This window comes from Marilutibacter maris, from assembly GCF_003233695.1.
Lineage (GTDB): Bacteria > Pseudomonadota > Gammaproteobacteria > Xanthomonadales > Xanthomonadaceae > Marilutibacter > Marilutibacter maris.
In genome coordinates this window covers 1,665,573-1,683,387 of sequence record NZ_CP029843.1, presented here as the reverse complement: position 1 = coordinate 1,683,387, position 17,815 = coordinate 1,665,573, and the positions used below count along the sequence as shown (strand labels likewise).

The 17,815-nt window shown below is 66.5% G+C and carries 14 protein-coding genes and 1 tRNA gene; all 15 read right to left on the bottom strand.

Going from position 1 to position 17,815, the window contains the following annotated elements; genetic code table 11:
- Positions 1–133: 133 nt before the first annotated feature.
- On the bottom strand, positions 134–2,242 hold the full coding sequence (gene pnp / locus C9I47_RS07450) for a polyribonucleotide nucleotidyltransferase (protein ID WP_111266178.1): 2,109 nt from the start codon (positions 2,240–2,242) through the stop codon (positions 134–136).
- Between the two features lie 148 nt (positions 2,243–2,390).
- Positions 2,391–2,651, bottom strand: coding sequence for a 30S ribosomal protein S15 (gene rpsO, locus C9I47_RS07445; RefSeq protein WP_111266177.1), 261 nt, complete (start codon positions 2,649–2,651; stop codon positions 2,391–2,393).
- A 247-nt stretch (positions 2,652–2,898) separates the two neighbouring features.
- Positions 2,899–3,831: a tRNA pseudouridine(55) synthase TruB gene (gene truB, locus C9I47_RS07440; RefSeq protein WP_111266176.1), complete on the bottom strand. Its 933-nt coding sequence runs from the start codon at positions 3,829–3,831 to the stop codon at positions 2,899–2,901.
- A gap of 96 nt (positions 3,832–3,927) precedes the next feature.
- Positions 3,928–4,308 (bottom strand): 30S ribosome-binding factor RbfA, encoded by a 381-nt coding sequence (gene rbfA, locus C9I47_RS07435; protein ID WP_111266175.1) that lies wholly within the window; start codon positions 4,306–4,308, stop codon positions 3,928–3,930.
- Positions 4,309–4,313: 5 nt separating this feature from the next.
- The gene (gene infB / locus C9I47_RS07430; RefSeq protein ID WP_111266174.1) at positions 4,314–6,905 is read right to left on the bottom strand and encodes a translation initiation factor IF-2; all 2,592 of its coding nucleotides are present in this window, start codon (positions 6,903–6,905) and stop codon (positions 4,314–4,316) included.
- A gap of 179 nt (positions 6,906–7,084) precedes the next feature.
- Positions 7,085–8,572, bottom strand: a complete 1,488-nt coding sequence (gene nusA / locus C9I47_RS07425; protein WP_111266173.1) for a transcription termination factor NusA — start codon at positions 8,570–8,572, stop codon at positions 7,085–7,087.
- Between the two features lie 521 nt (positions 8,573–9,093).
- The gene (rimP, locus tag C9I47_RS07420) at positions 9,094–9,696 is read right to left on the bottom strand and encodes a ribosome maturation factor RimP (protein WP_111266172.1); all 603 of its coding nucleotides are present in this window, start codon (positions 9,694–9,696) and stop codon (positions 9,094–9,096) included.
- Positions 9,697–9,869: 173 nt separating this feature from the next.
- A tRNA-Met gene (locus C9I47_RS07415) sits at positions 9,870–9,946 on the bottom strand.
- Positions 9,947–10,075: 129 nt separating this feature from the next.
- Positions 10,076–11,521, bottom strand: a complete 1,446-nt coding sequence (nuoN, locus tag C9I47_RS07410; protein ID WP_111266171.1) for an NADH-quinone oxidoreductase subunit NuoN — start codon at positions 11,519–11,521, stop codon at positions 10,076–10,078.
- Positions 11,522–11,537: 16 nt separating this feature from the next.
- Positions 11,538–13,052, bottom strand: coding sequence for an NADH-quinone oxidoreductase subunit M (locus tag C9I47_RS07405; protein ID WP_111268023.1), 1,515 nt, complete (start codon positions 13,050–13,052; stop codon positions 11,538–11,540).
- Between the two features lie 58 nt (positions 13,053–13,110).
- Positions 13,111–15,231 (bottom strand): NADH-quinone oxidoreductase subunit L, encoded by a 2,121-nt coding sequence (gene nuoL / locus C9I47_RS07400; protein WP_111266170.1) that lies wholly within the window; start codon positions 15,229–15,231, stop codon positions 13,111–13,113.
- Between the two features lie 4 nt (positions 15,232–15,235).
- Positions 15,236–15,538 (bottom strand): NADH-quinone oxidoreductase subunit NuoK, encoded by a 303-nt coding sequence (nuoK, locus tag C9I47_RS07395; protein ID WP_223250355.1) that lies wholly within the window; start codon positions 15,536–15,538, stop codon positions 15,236–15,238.
- A 59-nt stretch (positions 15,539–15,597) separates the two neighbouring features.
- Positions 15,598–16,248 (bottom strand): NADH-quinone oxidoreductase subunit J, encoded by a 651-nt coding sequence (locus C9I47_RS07390; RefSeq protein WP_111268022.1) that lies wholly within the window; start codon positions 16,246–16,248, stop codon positions 15,598–15,600.
- Positions 16,249–16,254: 6 nt separating this feature from the next.
- The gene (nuoI, locus tag C9I47_RS07385; RefSeq protein ID WP_111266168.1) at positions 16,255–16,743 is read right to left on the bottom strand and encodes an NADH-quinone oxidoreductase subunit NuoI; all 489 of its coding nucleotides are present in this window, start codon (positions 16,741–16,743) and stop codon (positions 16,255–16,257) included.
- Between the two features lie 9 nt (positions 16,744–16,752).
- Positions 16,753–17,814, bottom strand: a complete 1,062-nt coding sequence (nuoH, locus tag C9I47_RS07380; RefSeq protein ID WP_111266167.1) for an NADH-quinone oxidoreductase subunit NuoH — start codon at positions 17,812–17,814, stop codon at positions 16,753–16,755.
- Position 17,815: the final 1 nt, after the last annotated feature.

Here is a 17,815-nt window from a genome sequence, read left to right as displayed (position 1 = left end):
CGCGATCTCCCGGGTCCGGAGACAGGCCCCCTTGCGGCTTACGCCGCTCCTGCGACGGCGTCCTTTCGCAGGACAGGCAAACAAAAAGCGGGCCGAAGCCCGCTTTCTGCGTATCCAGCATGGGTCGCGCGGCTTACTCGGCCGCGACGCCCTCGCCTTCCTCGACGGCCTTCATCGACAGGCGGATGCGGCCCTGCTTGTCGACTTCCAGCACCTTGACCTTGACCACGTCGCCTTCCTTGAGCTTGTCGCTGACCTTCTCGACGCGCTCGTTGGAGATCTGCGAGACGTGGACCAGACCGTCCTTGCCCGGCAGGATGGTCACGAATGCACCGAAGTCCATGATCTTGGCGACCTTGCCTTCGTAGATGCGGCCCGGCTCGACGTCCGAGGTGATCTGCTCGATGCGGCTCTTGGCGGCCTGGGCGGCGGCGGCGTTGACCGAGGCGATGACGATGGTGCCGTCGTCCTGGATGTCGATCTGGGTGCCGGTTTCCTTGGTGATCGCCTGGATGGTAGAACCGCCCTTGCCGATCACCTCGCGGATCTTGTCCGGATGGATCTTCAAGGTCAGCAGGCGCGGGGCGAACTCGCTCAGCTCGCCACGCGGCGCGGTCAGCGCCTGGGCCATTTCGCCGAGGATGTGCAGACGACCGGCCTTGGCCTGGGCCAGCGCGGTCTTCATGATCTCCTCGGTGATGCCCTGGATCTTGATGTCCATCTGCAGGGCGGTCACGCCGTTCTCGGTACCGGCGACCTTGAAGTCCATGTCGCCGAGGTGATCCTCGTCGCCGAGGATGTCGCTCAGCACGACGAAATCATCGCCTTCCTTGACCAGGCCCATCGCGATGCCGGCGACCGGCGCCTTGATCGGCACGCCCGCGTCCATCAGCGCCAACGAGGAACCGCAGACCGAGGCCATCGACGAGGAACCGTTCGATTCGGTGATCTCCGACACCACGCGGATGGTGTACGGGAACTCCTCCATCGTCGGCATCACCGCCAGCACGCCGCGCTTGGCGAGGCGGCCGTGGCCGATCTCGCGACGCTTCGGGCCCATCATGCGGCCGCACTCGCCGACCGAATAGGGCGGGAAGTTGTAGTGGAACAGGAAGTGTTCCTTGTACTCGCCGGAGACCGCGTCGATGACCTGGCCGTCGCGCGCGGTGCCGAGGGTGGCGACCACGATCGCCTGGGTCTCGCCGCGGGTGAACAGCGCCGAGCCGTGGGTGCGCGGCAGCACGCTGACCTTCGAGCTGATCGGGCGGACGGTGTCGAGCGCGCGACCGTCGATGCGGACCTTGGTGCCCAGCACGGCGCTGCGCATGGTCTGGTACTCGAGCTCGCCGAATTCCTTCGACATCTCCGAGCCGCTCCAGCCCTCGGCCTCGGCGCGGCCGGCAAGGGCCTCCATCACGTCCTTCTTGATCGCCGAGATCGCGTCGCGGCGCTGCAGCTTGTCGCGGACCTGGAAGGCCTCGGCCAGCTTGTCGCCAACGGCCGTCTTGAGGTCGGCGATCATCGCCTCGTTCTTGGCCGGCGCCTGCCAGTCCCAGGACTTGGTGCCGGCCTCGACGACCATCTCGTTGATCGTGTTGATGACCTTCTGCATCTCGCGATGGCCGAACATGACCGCGCCCAGCATCACGTCTTCCGACAGGCCCTTGGCCTCGGACTCGACCATCAGCACCGCGCTGGAGGTACCTGCGACGACCAGCTCCAGCTCGGAGTCGGCCAGCTCGCTCACGGTCGGGTTCAGCAGGTACTCGCCGTTCTTGTAGCCGACCTTGGCGGCGCCGATCGGACCCTGGAACGGGGCGCCGGTCAGGGCCATGGCGGCCGAGGCGCCGATCAGCGCCGGGATGTCGGCGTCGATTTCCGGGTTCAGCGACATCACCGTGGCGATGATCTGGACTTCGTTCTTGAAGTCTTCCGGGAACAGCGGACGGATCGGACGATCGATCAGGCGCGCGGTCAGCGTCTCCTTCTCGGTCGCGCGGCCCTCGCGCTTGAAGAAGCCGCCCGGGATCCGGCCACCAGCGTAGAACTTCTCCTGGTAGTCGACGGTCAGCGGGAAGAAGTCCTGACCCTCGCGGGCGGTCTTCGCCGCAACCGCGCTGACCAGCACGACGGTGTCATCCATCTTCACGATCACGGCGCCGCCGGCCTGGCGGGCAATCTCGCCGGTTTCCAGGGTGACCTGATGGTTGCCGTACTGGAAGGTCTTGGTAATTTTCGCCACGTTGGGTTCCTTCGTTTCGATGCTGGCCGGCCAGGCCCCTGCCCTGCCGGATTGGCCGTGGAGCGACCGGTGGTAGAGGCATCCGCCTGATCCGGATGCCGCTCAAAAACAAGCCGCGGCGCTTGCGGCGCCGCGGCGGGAGTCTGGATCAGCGGCGCAGACCGAGCTTCTCGATCAGGGCCTTGTAGCGCGCGTTGTCTTTGCGCTTGAGATAGTCGAGCAGGCTGCGACGACGGTTGACCATCATCAGCAGGCCGCGACGGCTGTGGTGATCCTGCTTGTGCTGCTTGAAGTGCTCGGTGAGCGTCTGGATGCGAGCGGTCAGCAGGGCGACCTGGACTTCCGGCGAACCGGTGTCGTTGGTGCCGCGGGCGTGTTCCTGGATGACTTTGCTGGTGTCGATGGACATCGTTTTATTGCCTCTTTGCCGCGAGGTCCGCAGGAATCACCGGGACGATGGAAACACCGAACCGGCGCACCGCGTGGCCCGCCGTTGGAATGAAATGACTAAACAGGGTGCTCGCCCTCGGGAAAGCGGCGAAATTGTAACAGTTTCCCCGGCCCGCGCGCGACCCGCCGGCGACATTCGGCACGAATCCGCGGCCGGCCCTCGTGCCGTCCCGTTCAGGAAAGCCCGGGCCAGCCGGGACCGAGGCTCACTGCCCGGCCACCGCCCAGCGGAACATCCGGCTCGGCGCGATGGCGTCGCCGTCCGCACGGCCGATCCCGAGGCAGCGACCGTCGCGATCCAGGATCGCCACCGGCTCGGCGCCCGGAGCCAGCCCGTTCAGCGGTGCCGGCTGACCGTGCGCGAGCCGTTGCTCGCCGTCGACGTCGACGGTCACCGAGGGCAGCCCGGCCAGTCCGGCCTCGATCGGCAGCAGGCAGGCCAGCAACGCCTCATCGCCCTGCCCGGCCAGCGCCTGCAACTGCTCCAGGGTGTGCATGGCCGGCGCCACGAACGGCTCGACCCACAGCCGGCGCAGCATCGACACGTGCGCGCCGCAGCCCAGCGCCTCGCCCAGGTCGCGGACCAGGCTGCGGATGTAGGTGCCCGAGCCGCACTCCACGAGCAGGCACAGACGGTCGCCGTCGCGGCCGGTCACCTCCAGGCGCTCGACCACGACCTCGCGCTCGGGCGCTTCGATGGCCTCGCCGCGCCGGGCCTTGGCATACAGCGGCTCGCCCCCCTGCTTGAGCGCCGAAAAAATCGGAGCGCGCTGGCGGATGCGACCGCGCAGCGGGGCCAGGACGGCCTCCATCCGCGCGTCGTCGATCTCGGGAACCGGCCGTTGCCGCAGCACCTGGCCGTCGGCATCGTCGCTGTCGGTGGTCGCCCCGAGCACCGCCTCGGCCACGTAGGCCTTGCGCGACCCCAGCAGCAGACCGGCGATCTTGGTCGCTTCGCCGAAGCAGATCGGCAGCAGGCCGGTCGCCAGCGGGTCGAGGCTGCCGGTGTGCCCGCCCTTCTCGGCGCGGAACAGGCGGCGGACCTGCTGCAGGGCCTGGTTGGAACTCAGCCCGGTCGGCTTGTCGAGCAGCAGGATGCCGTCGAGCGGGCGGAAACGGGTACGGGCACGTCGGCTCATGCGGAAATCGGCGGGGCGTGCGTTGCGGGGAACGGAATCGCGGTGAAATCGCGGCGGCGCCGGACGCGAGTCCCGCAACGCCGCCGCGAGAGGCGATCAGTCGCGGTCCGGACCGTCTTCGGGGTCGGCCGCCGGCGACAGATCGCGCAGCAGGTTGTCGATCCGCTCGCCGCGGTCGACGGAATCGTCGTAGTGGAAGTGCAGTTCGGGCACGTGGCGCAGCTTGACCGCGCGCCCGAGCTTGAAGCGCAGCTCGCGCGACAGCTCGCGCAGGGCCTTGACCGCCTCGGCCGAGCGCTCTTCCTGCAACGCGGTCACGAACACCTTGGCATGGGCCAGGTCGCGGGTGACCTCGACATCGGACACGCTCACCGAGGGCAGGCCGTGCTCGCGCACGGCTTCGTGCACGATCGTGCCCAGCTCCCGACGGAGCTGGGCCGATACGCGATCGGTGCGATGGAAAGACTTGGTCGGCATGGCGGTCAGAGCGTGCGCTGGACCTCGATGCGCTCGAAGCACTCGATCTGGTCGCCCGACTTGATGTCGTTGTACTCCTTCACGCCGATACCGCACTCGGTACCGTTGCGGACCTCGTCGACGTTCTCCTTGAAGCGACGCAGCGACTCCAGCTCGCCCTCGAAGATCACGGTGTTGTCGCGCAGCACGCGGATCGGCTTGTGGCGCTTGACCACGCCCTCGACCACCATGCAACCGGCAACCGCGCCGAACTTGGAGCTGCGGAACACGTCGCGGACCTCGGCGGTACCGATGATCTCCTCGCGGATCTCCACGCCGAGCAGACCGGACGCCACCTGCTTCACCTGGTCGATCACGTCATAGATGATCGAGAAGTAGCGCAGGTCGACACCGTGGGTCTCGATGACCTTGCGGGCCGAGGCGTCGGCGCGGACGTTGAAGCCGATCACCGTGGCCTTGGAGGTCGCGGCCAGGGTCGCGTCGGACTCGGTGATGCCGCCGACGCCGCCGCCGATCACGTTGATGCGGATGTCGTCGGTCGACAGCGCGGTCAGCGCGTCGCGCAACGCCTGCACCGAACCCTGCACGTCGGCCTTCACCACCAGGTTCAGGGTCTGCTGGCCTTCGCCGGAGCCCATCTGGGCGAGGATGTCCTCCATCCGGTTGCCGGCCTGGGCGACCAGGCGCGACTCGCGGCGCTTGGCGTCGCGCTGCTGCGCGACTTCCTTGGCCAGGCGCTCGTCGTCGACGACCACGAAGTCGTCGCCGGCATCGGGCACGCCCGACAGGCCCAGGACCTGGACCGGGATCGACGGCGTGGCGCTGTCGACCTGCGAGCCGGTTTCGTCGAACAACGCACGCACGCGGCCGTACTGCACGCCGCAGACCAGGTAGTCGCCCTTCTCCAGGGTGCCCTGCTGGACCAGCACGGTCGCGACCGGACCACGGCCCTTGTCGAGCGAGGACTCGATCACCACGCCGGTCGCGCGGCCTTCGACGATCGCGGTCAGCTCGAGCACTTCCGCCTGCAGCGAAATCGCGTCCAGCAGCGCGTCGATGTTCTGGCCGGTCTTGGCCGACAGCTCGACGAACTGGATGTCGCCGCCGAATTCCTCGGCCACCACTTCCTGCGCCATCAGCTCGGTCTTGACCCGGGTCGGATCGGCGTCGGACTTGTCGACCTTGTTGATCGCCACCACCAGCGGCACACCGGCCGCGCGGGCATGCTGGATCGCCTCGATCGTCTGCGGCTTGACGCCGTCGTCGGCGGCGACCACCAGCACCACGATATCGGTCAGCTTGGCGCCACGGGCGCGCATCGACGAGAACGCCGCGTGGCCCGGGGTATCCAGGAAGCTGATCACGCCCTTGTCGGTTTCGACGTGATAGGCGCCGATGTGCTGGGTAATGCCGCCGGCCTCGCCGGTGGCGACCTTGGTGCGGCGGATGTAGTCCAGCAGCGAGGTCTTGCCGTGGTCGACGTGACCCATGATGGTCACCACCGGCGGACGCGACAGCTTCTCGCCCTTGGCATCCTCTACGTGGGCCAGCAGCGCGTCCTCGGCGCTGTCCTCGCTGGCGCGGACCGCCTTGTGACCCAGCTCCTCGGTCACCAGCACCGCGGTGTCGTGGTCGATGCTCTGGGTGATGGTCGCCATCACGCCCATCTTGAACAGCGCCTTGACCACCTCGCCGCCCTTCAGCGCGAGCTTCTGCGCCAGGTCGGCAACGGTGATGGTGTCGCCGATCTCGACCTCGCGCACCACCGGAACGGTCGGCTTGGAGAAGCCATGCGGACCGGCGCCGGTGCGGGACTGCTCGGCCTGGCGGCGACGCGGCTTGCCGCGGGCACTGGAGGAACGGCGTGCACGCTCGGAAGCGCTGAGGTGCATCTGCCCGGCGAAACGCTTGGCGCTGTCGTCGTCGGAACCCGCCGGCGCGCCGCCACGTGGCTTGTGCCGGCCGCCCGCTCCGCGATCGTCCTCGCGACTGGCCGGCGTCTTCGGGTGCCCATGACCGCCGGCCTTGCGCGGCGCGGCCTCGGGCGCGGCTTCGGGTTCGGCGGCAGGCGCGGCGGCGGCCAGCGCCGCTTCCTCGACCTTGCGACGCTCGGCCTCCTCGGCCTCGCGCTTGGCGCGCTCGGCTTCCTCGGCGCGGCGCTTGTCGGCCTCGGCCAGGCGCTGCTGCTCCTCGATGTTGCGCTGGCGCGACTCCTCGAGCTTGCGCAGGATTTCCTCGCGCTCGTTGTCGCCGCCGGCCGCGTCGGCGCCGGAGCCTTCGCTCGGGCGCACCAGGGTGACCTTCTTGCGCACGACCACGTCGACGGTGGAACGGCTCTTGCCGCCACCCACCGTCAGCTCCTGCTTGCGGCTGCGGTTGAGAGTGATCTTCTTCGGCGACGAACCTCCCTCGGTGGACTTCTCGTCCTTGCCGTGGGTACGACGCAGGAAGCCGAGCAGCTTGACCTTTTCGGTACTGGTCACGACCTGGTCGGGGTCGCTGAACGGCATACCGGCCTCGGCCAGCTGTTCCAGCAACTTATCGACCGGCGTGTTCACCAGTGCGGCCAGCTTGCGAATGGTGGTTTGTTGCGACATTCGGTTTCCGTGTCTAGTGGCGCGGAACGGAGCCCGCGCAGGGTGTCGCCATTCTAGTCCCGCATCGCGTCCGGACAAGTCGGCGTCGTGCGGGACCTGAACGGCCCGTCCACAGCCCGGCGCGAGCCGGGGCTGCGAAGCCGGCGCGTCCCTGTCGGGTCGCACCGACCGTCAATGGCTTACTCGAACCAGTGCTTGCGCGCTTCCATGATCAGCGCGGCCGCACGGTCCTCGTCGATACCTTCGATATCGGTGATCTCGTCGGTTGCGGCGTCGGCCAGATCCTCGCGGGTGACCACGCCCTGTGCCGCCAGCGCGAACGCGGTGGCCTCGTCCATGCCCTCCAGCGACAGCAGGTCGGCCGCGGGCTGGTGCTCGTCGAGCTCCTCCTCGGCCGCCAGCGCCTCGTTGAGCAGCGCGTCGCGGGCGCGGGCGCGCAGCTCCTCGACGATGTCCTCGTCGAAGCCCTCGACCGCCAGCAGCTCGCCGACCGGAACGTAGGCGATCTCCTCGACCGTCGAGAAGCCCTCGGCCACCAGGATGCCGGCGATCTCCTCGTCGACCTCGAGCTTCTCCTGGAACAGATCGCGCGCGGCGCCCTGCTCGGCTTCCGACTTCGCGGTCACCTGGTCCTGGGTCATCACGTTGAGCTGCCAGCCGGTCAGGCGGCTGGCCAGGCGCACGTTCTGGCCGCCCTTGCCGATCGCCTGGGCGAGACGGTCCTCGGCGACGGCCAGGTCCATCGAATGCCGCTCCTCGTCGACGATGATCGACTGCACCTCGGCCGGCGCCATCGCGTTGATCACGAACTGGGCCGGATTGTCCGACCACAGCACGATGTCGACGCGCTCGCCGTTGAGCTCGTTGCTCACCGCCTGCACGCGCGAACCGCGCATGCCGATGCAGGCACCGATCGGATCGGTGCGATTGTCGTGCGCGAGCACCGCGATCTTGGCGCGATCGCCCGGATCGCGGGCGCAGGCCTTGATCGAGACCAGGCCCTGACCGACTTCCGGCACCTCCAGCTTGAACAGCTCCATCATGAACTCGGGGGCGGCGCGGCTGATGAACAGCTGCGGGCCGCGCGGTTCGGAGCGCACGTCGAACAGGTAGCCGCGGACACGGTCGCCGGCGCGCAGCACGTCGCGCGGAATGCCCTTGTCCTTCTGGATGATCGCCTCGGCGTTGCCGCCCAGGTCGACGAAGATGTTGCCGCGCTCGACCCGCTTGACGATGCCGGTGACCAGTTCGCCGACGCGGTCCTTCCAGGCGTCGACGACCTGCTGGCGCTCGGCCTCGCGCACGCGCTGCACGATCACCTGCTTGGCGGCCTGCGCGGCGATGCGGCCGAAGTCCGGGTTCTCGATCTGCTCCTCGATGAAGTCGCCGATCTCGACGCCTTCGGCCTCGTCGACCGCGTCCATCATCCGGATCTGGCGATCCGGCGATTCCATGACCACGTCGTCGGCCACGACCTCCCAACGGCGGAAGGTCTCGTAGCTGCCGTCCTTCTGGTCGATGGACACCCGCACCAGCACGTCCTGCTCGTGGTAACGCTTCTTCGCCGCCGAGGCCAGCGCGGCCTCGATCGCCTCGAAGATCACGTCGTGGGGCACGCCCTTCTCGTTGGCGACCGCATCAACGACCAGCAACAGATCCTTGCTCATTCGGATAGACCTTTGAAAACTTGGGTTACTCGGCTTCGGATGCAGGAGGTCATGCCTCCACATCCCCCACCAGCCCCTCCGGGACTGGCCGCCCCCTTGACTCAAGGGGGCTGAAAAACGGATAGACCTTTGAAAACTTGGGTTACTCGGCTTCGGATGCAGGAGGCCATGCCTCCACATCCCCCACCAGCCCCTCCGGGACTGGCCGCCCCCTTGACTCAAGGGGGCTGAAAAACGGATAGACCTTTGAAAACTTGGGTTACTCGGCTTCGGATGCAGAAGGCCATGCCTCCACATCCCCCACCAGCCCCTCCGGGACTGGCCGCCCCCTTGACTCAAGGGGGCTGAAAAACGGATAGACCTTTGAAAACTTGGGTTACTCGGCTTCGGATGCAGGAGGCCATGCCTCCACATCCCCCACCAGCCCCTCCGGGACTGGCCGCCCCCTTGACTCAAGGGGGCTGAAAAAACAGTTGCGACTATTGGTTGCGATTATCGACCGCCCGCTTCCATTGTTCCGCTCATTTCTTCCGTCCCTGACGCCCCGCCGCATCCTTTCCCGGCCGGGATGGCGCCAGGCCCAGCGCGGCCCAATCGGGAACCAGGCGCGCCTTCTCGATGTTGTCGAGTGCCACGCCCAGACGATTGCCATCGACCTCGAACACGACCTCGTCCCCGCCCGCCTCGACGATCACGCCCTGCAGCCGGCGACGGCCGTCCTGCGGCAGCTTCAACACGACCTTGGCCGCCTGGCCCTGGAAGCGGCTGAACTGCGCCGGAGTGAACAAGGGGCGGTCCAGCCCCGGCGACGACACCTCAAGGGTGTAGTTGCCGCTGATCGGATCCTCGACGTCGAGCTGCGCCGACACTTCGCGGCTGACCGCTTCGCAATCCTCGATGCCGACCGCCCGCGCATCCTCTCCCGCCGCCTCGGCCTCGGGCACGTCGATGTACAGACGCAACACCGCCCCGCCGGGTGCGGGCAGATATTCCACGCCGAGCAGCTCGACGCCAAGCGACGCCACGGTCGGGGCCAGAAGAGCTGAGATTTCGGTTGCCTTGTCCATCACGCGCTCGACCTCGCTTGCGATTACGAATGCCCCGGTTCCGAACGGGCCGCCCACAGGCGGCCCCGGAAACGACAAAGGGCCCGATGGGCCCCTTGTCCGGCACTGCTGGATTTCGGCGCGACCGCACGAGCAGAGTGCGATCACAAAGCCCAGGCCCTGGTCCAAAAAGAAAGCCTCTCTTGAGGCTTTCTTCGGATCCGCATGTCTGCGAACCCGAGGACCGAAGCTGGTAGCGGGGGCAGGATTTGAACCTGCGACCTTCGGGTTATGAGCCCGACGAGCTGCCAGACTGCTCCACCCCGCATCAGGCCGCCTATTATAGCAGTGAAGTGTTGCTACGCAACCCCTATTCACGCCAACAAGCGGAAAACTTCGATACACGCTCCTGCGGAGCATGCATCCGGACGCACGTGGCGCCCGTTGCCGGCACGGATCAGCCGGCGAACGCCTTCTGGCACCAGGCCATGATCGGATTCCATGCCAGACCCAGCGCCAGCAACGCCAGCGCATTGACCCCGAACACGATCCGCAACGGCCGGTTCGGCTGCGCTTCGGGCACCTGTCCTTCCGGTGCGTCGAAGTACATCGCCTTGATCACGCGCAGATAGTAGAACGCACCTACCACCGCGAACACAACACCCACGATCGCCAGCCACATCATGCCGCCGTCCAGTGCCGCACGCAGCACCGCCAGCTTGGCCCAGAAACCCAGGAACGGCGGCACGCCGGCCAGCGAGGCCATGATGCACAGCACCAGTCCGGCCATCCACGGATTGCGCGCGTTCAGGCCCTTGTAGTCATCGATCTCGTCGGCCTCGAAGCCGCGGCTCGACAGCACCACGATCGCGCCGAAGGCCGCCGCCGACATCAGCGCATAGCTGATCGCGTAGAACATCGCCGCGGAGAAGCCCTGCGCGCCGCCGCCGGCGAAGCCGATGAACAGGAAGCCCACGTGCGACACGGTCGAGTACGCGAGCAGGCGCTTGAGATTGCTCTGCACCAGTGCACCGAGGTTGCCCAGCATCAGCGACAGCACCGCCAGCGCCGCCAGCATCAGCCGCCAGTGATCCTCCAGCGGGCCCGCGGCCACCTCGAGCAGGCGATAGGTCATGCCGAACGCGGCCAGCTTCGGCGCGGAGCCGATGAACAGCGTGATCGGGGTCGGCGCGCCCTGGTAGACATCGGGCAGCCACATGTGGAACGGCGCGGCGCCGAACTTGAACGCGATGCCGGCGACCACGAACACCAGGCCGGTGACCAGCATCAGCGACGACGAGGACTCGCGTGCGGCCGCGGCGATCGTTGCCAGGTCCAGCGAACCGGTGGCGCCGTAGACCAGCGACAGGCCGTACAGCAGCAGGCCCGACGCCAGCGAACCGAGCACGAAGTACTTGATGCCCGACTCCGAGCCCAGCGGGCTGTCGCGATCGGTCACGACCAGCGCATAGGAGCACAGCGACAGCATCTCCAGGCCGACGTAGATCATCACCAGCGAGTTCGACGACACCAGCAGCATCATGCCCAGCACGGCAAACAGCATCAGCACCGTCACCTCGCCCTTGTACAACCCGCGCTCGCGCAGGTAGGGCCAGGTGTAGATCAGCGCCAGCGCGGACACCGCGCAGATCGTCAGCTTGAGCACATCGGCGGCGACGTCGCGGACGAACATGTCGCCGAGCACGCTGCCGTGACCGCCGGCGCCGGTGGCGATCATCGCGACCACGCCCAGCAACAGCACGATGCCCAGCAGGTGGGTAAGAAAGCGCCGGCTCTCGCCGATGAACAGATCGAGCATCAGCAGCGCAAAGGCACCACCGACCATCACCAGTTCTGGCAACAGCGGCAACAGGTCGGCAGCGGTGCGTACGGGCATGTTCATGGAGCTGACCTCAACCTCAAAGCTTCGACGTGGCGATCTGCATCGCCAGATTCGCGATCGACGGCTCCATCAGGTCCGTCAGCGGCTTGGGCCACACGCCCAGCAGCAGCACACCTGCGGCGAACACGCCGAGGACGAAGGCCTCGCGGGCATTGATGTCCTTGAGCTCGGCGACGTGGGCGTTGCCGACCTCGCCCCAGATCGTCCGCTTGACCAGCCACAGCGTGTAGGCGGCGCCGATCACCAGGGTGGTCGCGGCGGCGAACGCGATCAGCGGATGCTTCTGGAAGCTGGCCAGGATCACCATGAACTCGCCGACGAAGCCGGAGGTACCGGGCAGGCCCGAGTTCGCCATCGCGAACAGCACCACGAACGCGGCGAACCACGGCATCACGTTGGCGACGCCGCCGTAGTCCTTGATCATGCGACTGTGCATGCGGTCGTACAGCACGCCGACGCAGGTGAACATCGCGCCGGACACGAAGCCGTGGCTGATCATCTGCACCATCGCGCCCTGCAGGCCCAGCCGCGCGGCGTCGTAGTTGCCGAAGTCGCGGACCAGCCCGAACGCGATGAAGGTACCGATGGTGACGAAGCCCATGTGCGAGACCGACGAGTACGCGATCAGCTTCTTCATGTCGTCCTGCACCAGCGCGACCAGGCCGACGTAGATCACCGCTATCAGGCTCAGCGCGATCACCAGCCAGGCCCATTCCTGCCCGGCGTCGGGGACGATCGGCAGGGTGAAGCGCAGGAAGCCGTAGCCGCCGATCTTCAGCATGATCGCGGCCAGGATCACCGAGCCGGCGGTCGGCGCCTCGACGTGCGCGTCCGGCAGCCAGGTATGGACCGGGAACATCGGCACCTTGACCGCGAACGCGGCAAGGAAGGCGAAGAACAACCACATCTGCTCGGTGGCGTTGAGCTGCAGCTGGTACATGTCGGCCAGCTGCCAGCTGCCGCCCTTCAGGTACAGGTAGATCAGGCCGACCAGCATGAACACCGAACCCAGGAAGGTGTAGAGGAAGAACTTCACCGACGCATAGACACGGCGCGGGCCGCCCCAGACGCCGATGATGATGAACATCGGGATCAGCATGCCCTCGAAGAAGACGTAGAACAGCATCGCGTCGAGCGCGCTGAACACGCCGATCATCAGGCCCTCAAGGACCAGGAACGCGGCGTAGTACTGGTTGACCCGCTTGTCGACCGAGCCCCAGGCGCTGATCAGCACCAGCAGCGAGGTCAGCGTGGTCAGGCCGATCAGGGCGACGGAGATGCCGTCGGCGCCGAGGCTGTACTGGATGTCGTAGGCCGGGATCCAGGCATGGCGTTCGACGAACTGCATCGTCGGACTGGCCATGTCGAAGCCGGTGAACAGGAACACGCTCAAACCCAGCGTCACCAGCGCGACCGTGCTGGCGAACCAGCGCGCGGCGTTGGCGCGTTCGTTGCCGAAGGCAAGGGTCGCCAGACCGCCGAAGATCGGCAGCCAGATCAGCAGGCTCAGCAGTGGAAATGCATTGTCCAAGGGCAGGTTGTCCAGAGGCAGGCCGTTCAAGGGCTCGGTGGTCACGTCGCGGTCCTTGTCAGGTCAGGGCCCGGATGAGCACGGCCAGGAGCACGATCAGGCCGAGGATCATCGCGAAAGCGTAGTGGTAGAGATAGCCGGACTGGGCACGCCGGGTCAGCTGCGCCACCAGGTCGACGACCCGGGCGCTGCCATTGACGATCACCCCGTCGATCAGCTTGCTGTCGATCGCGCGCGAGACGCGGCCCAGCAGCACACCGCCGCCGGCGAAGCCGTCGATCCACAGATTGTCGAAGCCGTACTTGTTCTCCAGCACCCGTACCGGCCAGGCCAGCGCGTGGCGCGCCTTCGCCGGCAGGTCCGGCTTGATCAGGTACATCAGCGTGGCCAGGGCGAAGCCGGAGAAGGCCAGCCAGAACGCCGGCGCCTGGAAACCGTGCAGGGCGAACTTGAGCGGACCGTGCCACATCTCCGCGCCGACCGCGGCGACGGTGTCGCGTGCCGTCTGCAGGTCGATCGCACCCAGGAAGAACGGCAGCTGCGCATGGTGCCCGGCCCAGTCTGTGCCGAACAGCATCGGACCGGCGGTGAAGTAACCGATCAGGACCGACGGGATCGCCAGCAGGATCAACGGCACCGTCACCACCCACGGCGACTCGTGCGGGGTATGCGCATGGTGGCCGTGATCGTGCGCCTCGTGCTCGTGCGCCAGGTCCTGGGCATGGCCGTTGCTGTCCGCTTCCGGGGCGACATAGTGATCCGGCGCCGGAGCGTGGAAGCGCTCCTTGCCGTGGAAGGTCAGATACAGCAGGCGGAAGCTGTAGAACGCGGTCACGAAGGCGCCCAGCAGCACCGCCCAGTAGGCGTACTGCGAGACCCAGCTGGCGTGCTCGCCGGTGGCCGCGTGATGAGCGGCCTCGATGATCGTGTCCTTGGAGTAGAAGCCGCTGAAGAACGGCGTACCGACCAGGGCCAGGGTGCCGAGCAGACTGGTGACATAGGTGATCGGCATGTACTTGCGCAGGCCGCCCATCCGGCGCATGTCCTGCTCGTGGTGCATGCCGATGATCACCGAGCCGGCGGCCAGGAACAGCAGCGCCTTGAAGAAGGCGTGGGTCATCAGGTGGAACACCGCCGCGCTGTAGGCCGACACGCCCAGCGCCACGGTCATGTAACCCAGCTGGGACAGGGTCGAATACGCGACCACGCGCTTGATGTCGTTCTGCACGATGCCGATCAGGCCGGTGAAGAAGGCGGTGGTCGCACCGACGAACAGCACCATGTTCAGCGCGGTCTCGCTCATCTCGAACAGCGGCGACATGCGCGCGACCATGAAGATGCCCGCGGTCACCATCGTTGCGGCGTGGATCAACGCCGAGATCGGGGTCGGGCCCTCCATCGAGTCGGGCAGCCAGACGTGCAGCGGTACCTGCGCCGACTTGCCCATCGCGCCGATGAACAGACAGATGCAGATCACCGTCGCGACCAGCCACTCGTGGCCCTCGATGATGCTGATGGTCGCGCCGTCGAGCACGTTCGGCGCATTGGCGAACACCACGCCGTAGTCGAGCGAACCGAACATCAGCAGGATGCCGCTGATGCCGAGCAGGAACCCGAAATCGCCGACGCGGTTGACCAGGAACGCCTTCATGTTGGCGAACACCGCGGTCGGCTTCTTGAACCAGAAGCCGATGAGCAGGTACGACACCAGGCCGACCGCTTCCCAGCCGAAGAACAGCTGCAGGAAGTTGTTGCTCATCACCAGCATCAGCATCGAGAAGGTGAACAGCGAGATGTAGCTGAAGAAGCGCTGGTAGCCCGGATCCTCCTCCATGTAGCCGATCGTGTAGATGTGCACGAGCAGCGACACGAAAGTGACCACCACCATCATCATCGCGGTCAGCTTGTCGACCATGAAGCCGACGTGGGCCTCGTAGCCGCCGATCTGGAACCAGGTGTAGACGTTCTCGTTGAACGGCGCGGCGCCCTGCCCCGCCAGTTGCCACAGCACCTGGCCGGACAGCGCGCAGCTGACCGCCACGCCGAGAATGGTGATCCAGTGGGCCCCGGCGCGACCGACCTGACGGCCGAACAGGCCGGCGACGATCGAGCCCAGCAGCGGTGCGAGCACGATCGCCAGCAGCACCGATTTGGAAATGACGACATCCGTACCCGGCATGGGATCAGCCCTTCATGCTATCGATTTCGGCGACGTTGATCGTGCGCCGGTTGCGGAACAGCGTGACCAGGATCGCCAGACCGATCGCGGCCTCGGCCGCGGCCACGGTGAGAATGAAGAACACGAACACCTGCCCGGCCTGGTCGCCCAGCTGCCTGGAGAAGGTGATGAAGTTGATGTTCACCGCGAGCAGCATCAGCTCGATGCACATCAACAGCACGATCACGTTCTTGCGGTTGAGGAAGATGCCGGCAACGCTGATGCAGAACAGCGTCGCGCCCAGGGTCAGGAAGTGTCCCGGGGTCAGGCCCGAAAACAGACCGGCACCCAGCAGGCCAGCGCCCGACAAGCCCGTCGCGAGCACGCTCATGCCTTGCCCTCCTCTGCCGCCGACGCATCATCGCCGGCCGCCGGTACCGGACGCACGGCGTCCATCTTGATCATGCGCACGCGATCGGCCGCGCGCACCCGTGTCTGCTCGCCCGGGTTCTGGTGACGGGCGCCTTCGCGCCGGCGCAGGGTCAGCATTACCGCGGCGATCACCGCCACGGTCAGGATCACCGCGGCGATCTCGAACGGCAGCAGGAACTTGGTGAACAGCGCACGCGCCAGCCAGGCGGTGTTGGACACGCCCTCGGCCTCGGCGGCATCGGGGGTCAGCGGGATGGTCGACTGCACCTTCACGCCGATCAGCACCAGCATCTCGACCAGCATCACCACCGCGACCACCAGTCCGACCGGCAGGTAGCGTACGAAGCCCTCGCGCAGCGGCGCGACGTCGATATCGAGCATCATCACCACGAACAGGAACAGCACCATCACCGCGCCGACGTAGACCAGGATCAGGGCCACGCCGAGGAACTCGGCACCGGCGATGATCCAGACGCAGGCCACCGAGAAGAACGTCAGCACCAGCGACAGCGCCGCGTGCACCGGGTTCTTCACGCTGATCACCGCGATGCCGGAAAGCACGGCCGCGGCAGCGAAGACGAAGAATGCGATCGTTGCGAAGTCCATGGGCATTTACCGGAAGGGCGCGTCGGCGGCGCGGCGCTCGGCGATCTCGGCTTCGAGACGGTCGCCGATCGCCAGCAGCTGCGGCTTGGTGACGATGTTCTGTCCGCGCTGGTCGAAGTGGTACTCGTGGATGTGGGTCTCGACGATCGAGTCCACCGGGCACGATTCCTCGCAGAAGCCGCAGAAGATGCACTTGAACAGGTCGATGTCGTAGCGGGTGGTGCGGCGGGTGCCGTCCTCGCGCTTGTCCGAGTCGATGGTGATCGCCAGCGCCGGGCACACCGCCTCGCACAGCTTGCAGGCGATGCAGCGCTCCTCACCGTTGGGGTAGCGGCGCAGCGCATGGATGCCGCGGAAGCGCGGCGACTGCGGCGTCTTCTCCATCGGGTACATCAGGGTGTACTTCGGCCGCCACAGATACTTGAAGGTCAGCCACAGCCCCTGTGCCAGCTCGATGAGCAGCAGGCTCTTGAAATAGGAAACGATCTTGTTCATGCCCCTGCCCTATTGCCCCGGCTCGAACACGCCGTAGTACGCCATCAACGCGACGACGCAGATCCAGGCGATCGTGATCGGAATGAAGACCTTCCAGCCCAGCCGCATGATCTGGTCGTAGCGGTAGCGCGGGAACGACGCGCGGAACCAGATGAAGCAACTGGCGAAGAAGAACACCTTGGCCAGCAGCCACCACCAACCGTCGACCGACAGCAGCGGAATGCCCAGGCCCTGGAACGGGCTCAGCCAGCCGCCGAGGAAGAAGATCGCGGTCAGGAAGCTGATCAGGATCATGTTCGCGTACTCGGCGAGGAAGAACAGCGCGAACGCCGACCCCGAGTACTCGACCATGTGACCGGCGACGATCTCCGACTCGCCCTCGACGACGTCGAACGGCGCGCGGTTGGTCTCGGCCACGCCGGAGATGAAATAGACGACGAACAGCGGCAGCAGCGGCAGCCAGAACCACTCGAACAGGCCGGCGTTGCCCGACTGCGCCATCACGATCTCGCTGAGATTCAGGCTACCGGCGGACACCATCACACCGACCATCGCGAAGCCCATCGCGATCTCGTAGGACACCACCTGCGCGGCCGCGCGCATCGCGCCGAGGAAGGCGTACTTCGAGTTCGAGGCCCAGCCGGCGAGGATGATGCCGTAGACGCCCAGCGAGGTCATCGCCAGCAGGTACAACAGACCGGCATTGGCGTTGGAAAGCACCAGCTTGGTATCGAACGGCACCACCGCCCAGGCCGCGAAGGCCGGCGCCAGCGCCAGCAGCGGCGCCAGCTTGTACAGGAACGGCTCCGCCCGGGTCGGCTGGATGACCTCCTTGAACAGCAGCTTGAACACGTCGGCGAAGGCCTGCAGGATGCCCTTGCCGACATACATCGGCCCGTGGCGGACATGCATCCAGCCGATCAGCTTGCGCTCCCAGACCACGTAGAACGCAACGGTGATGATCACCGGCATCGCGATCAGCAGGACCTTCAGCACGATCCACAGGATCATGCCGAAGGTGCCCAGCGACATGAACCACTCGTGGATCGGGTCAACGAACGTCGCCAGCATT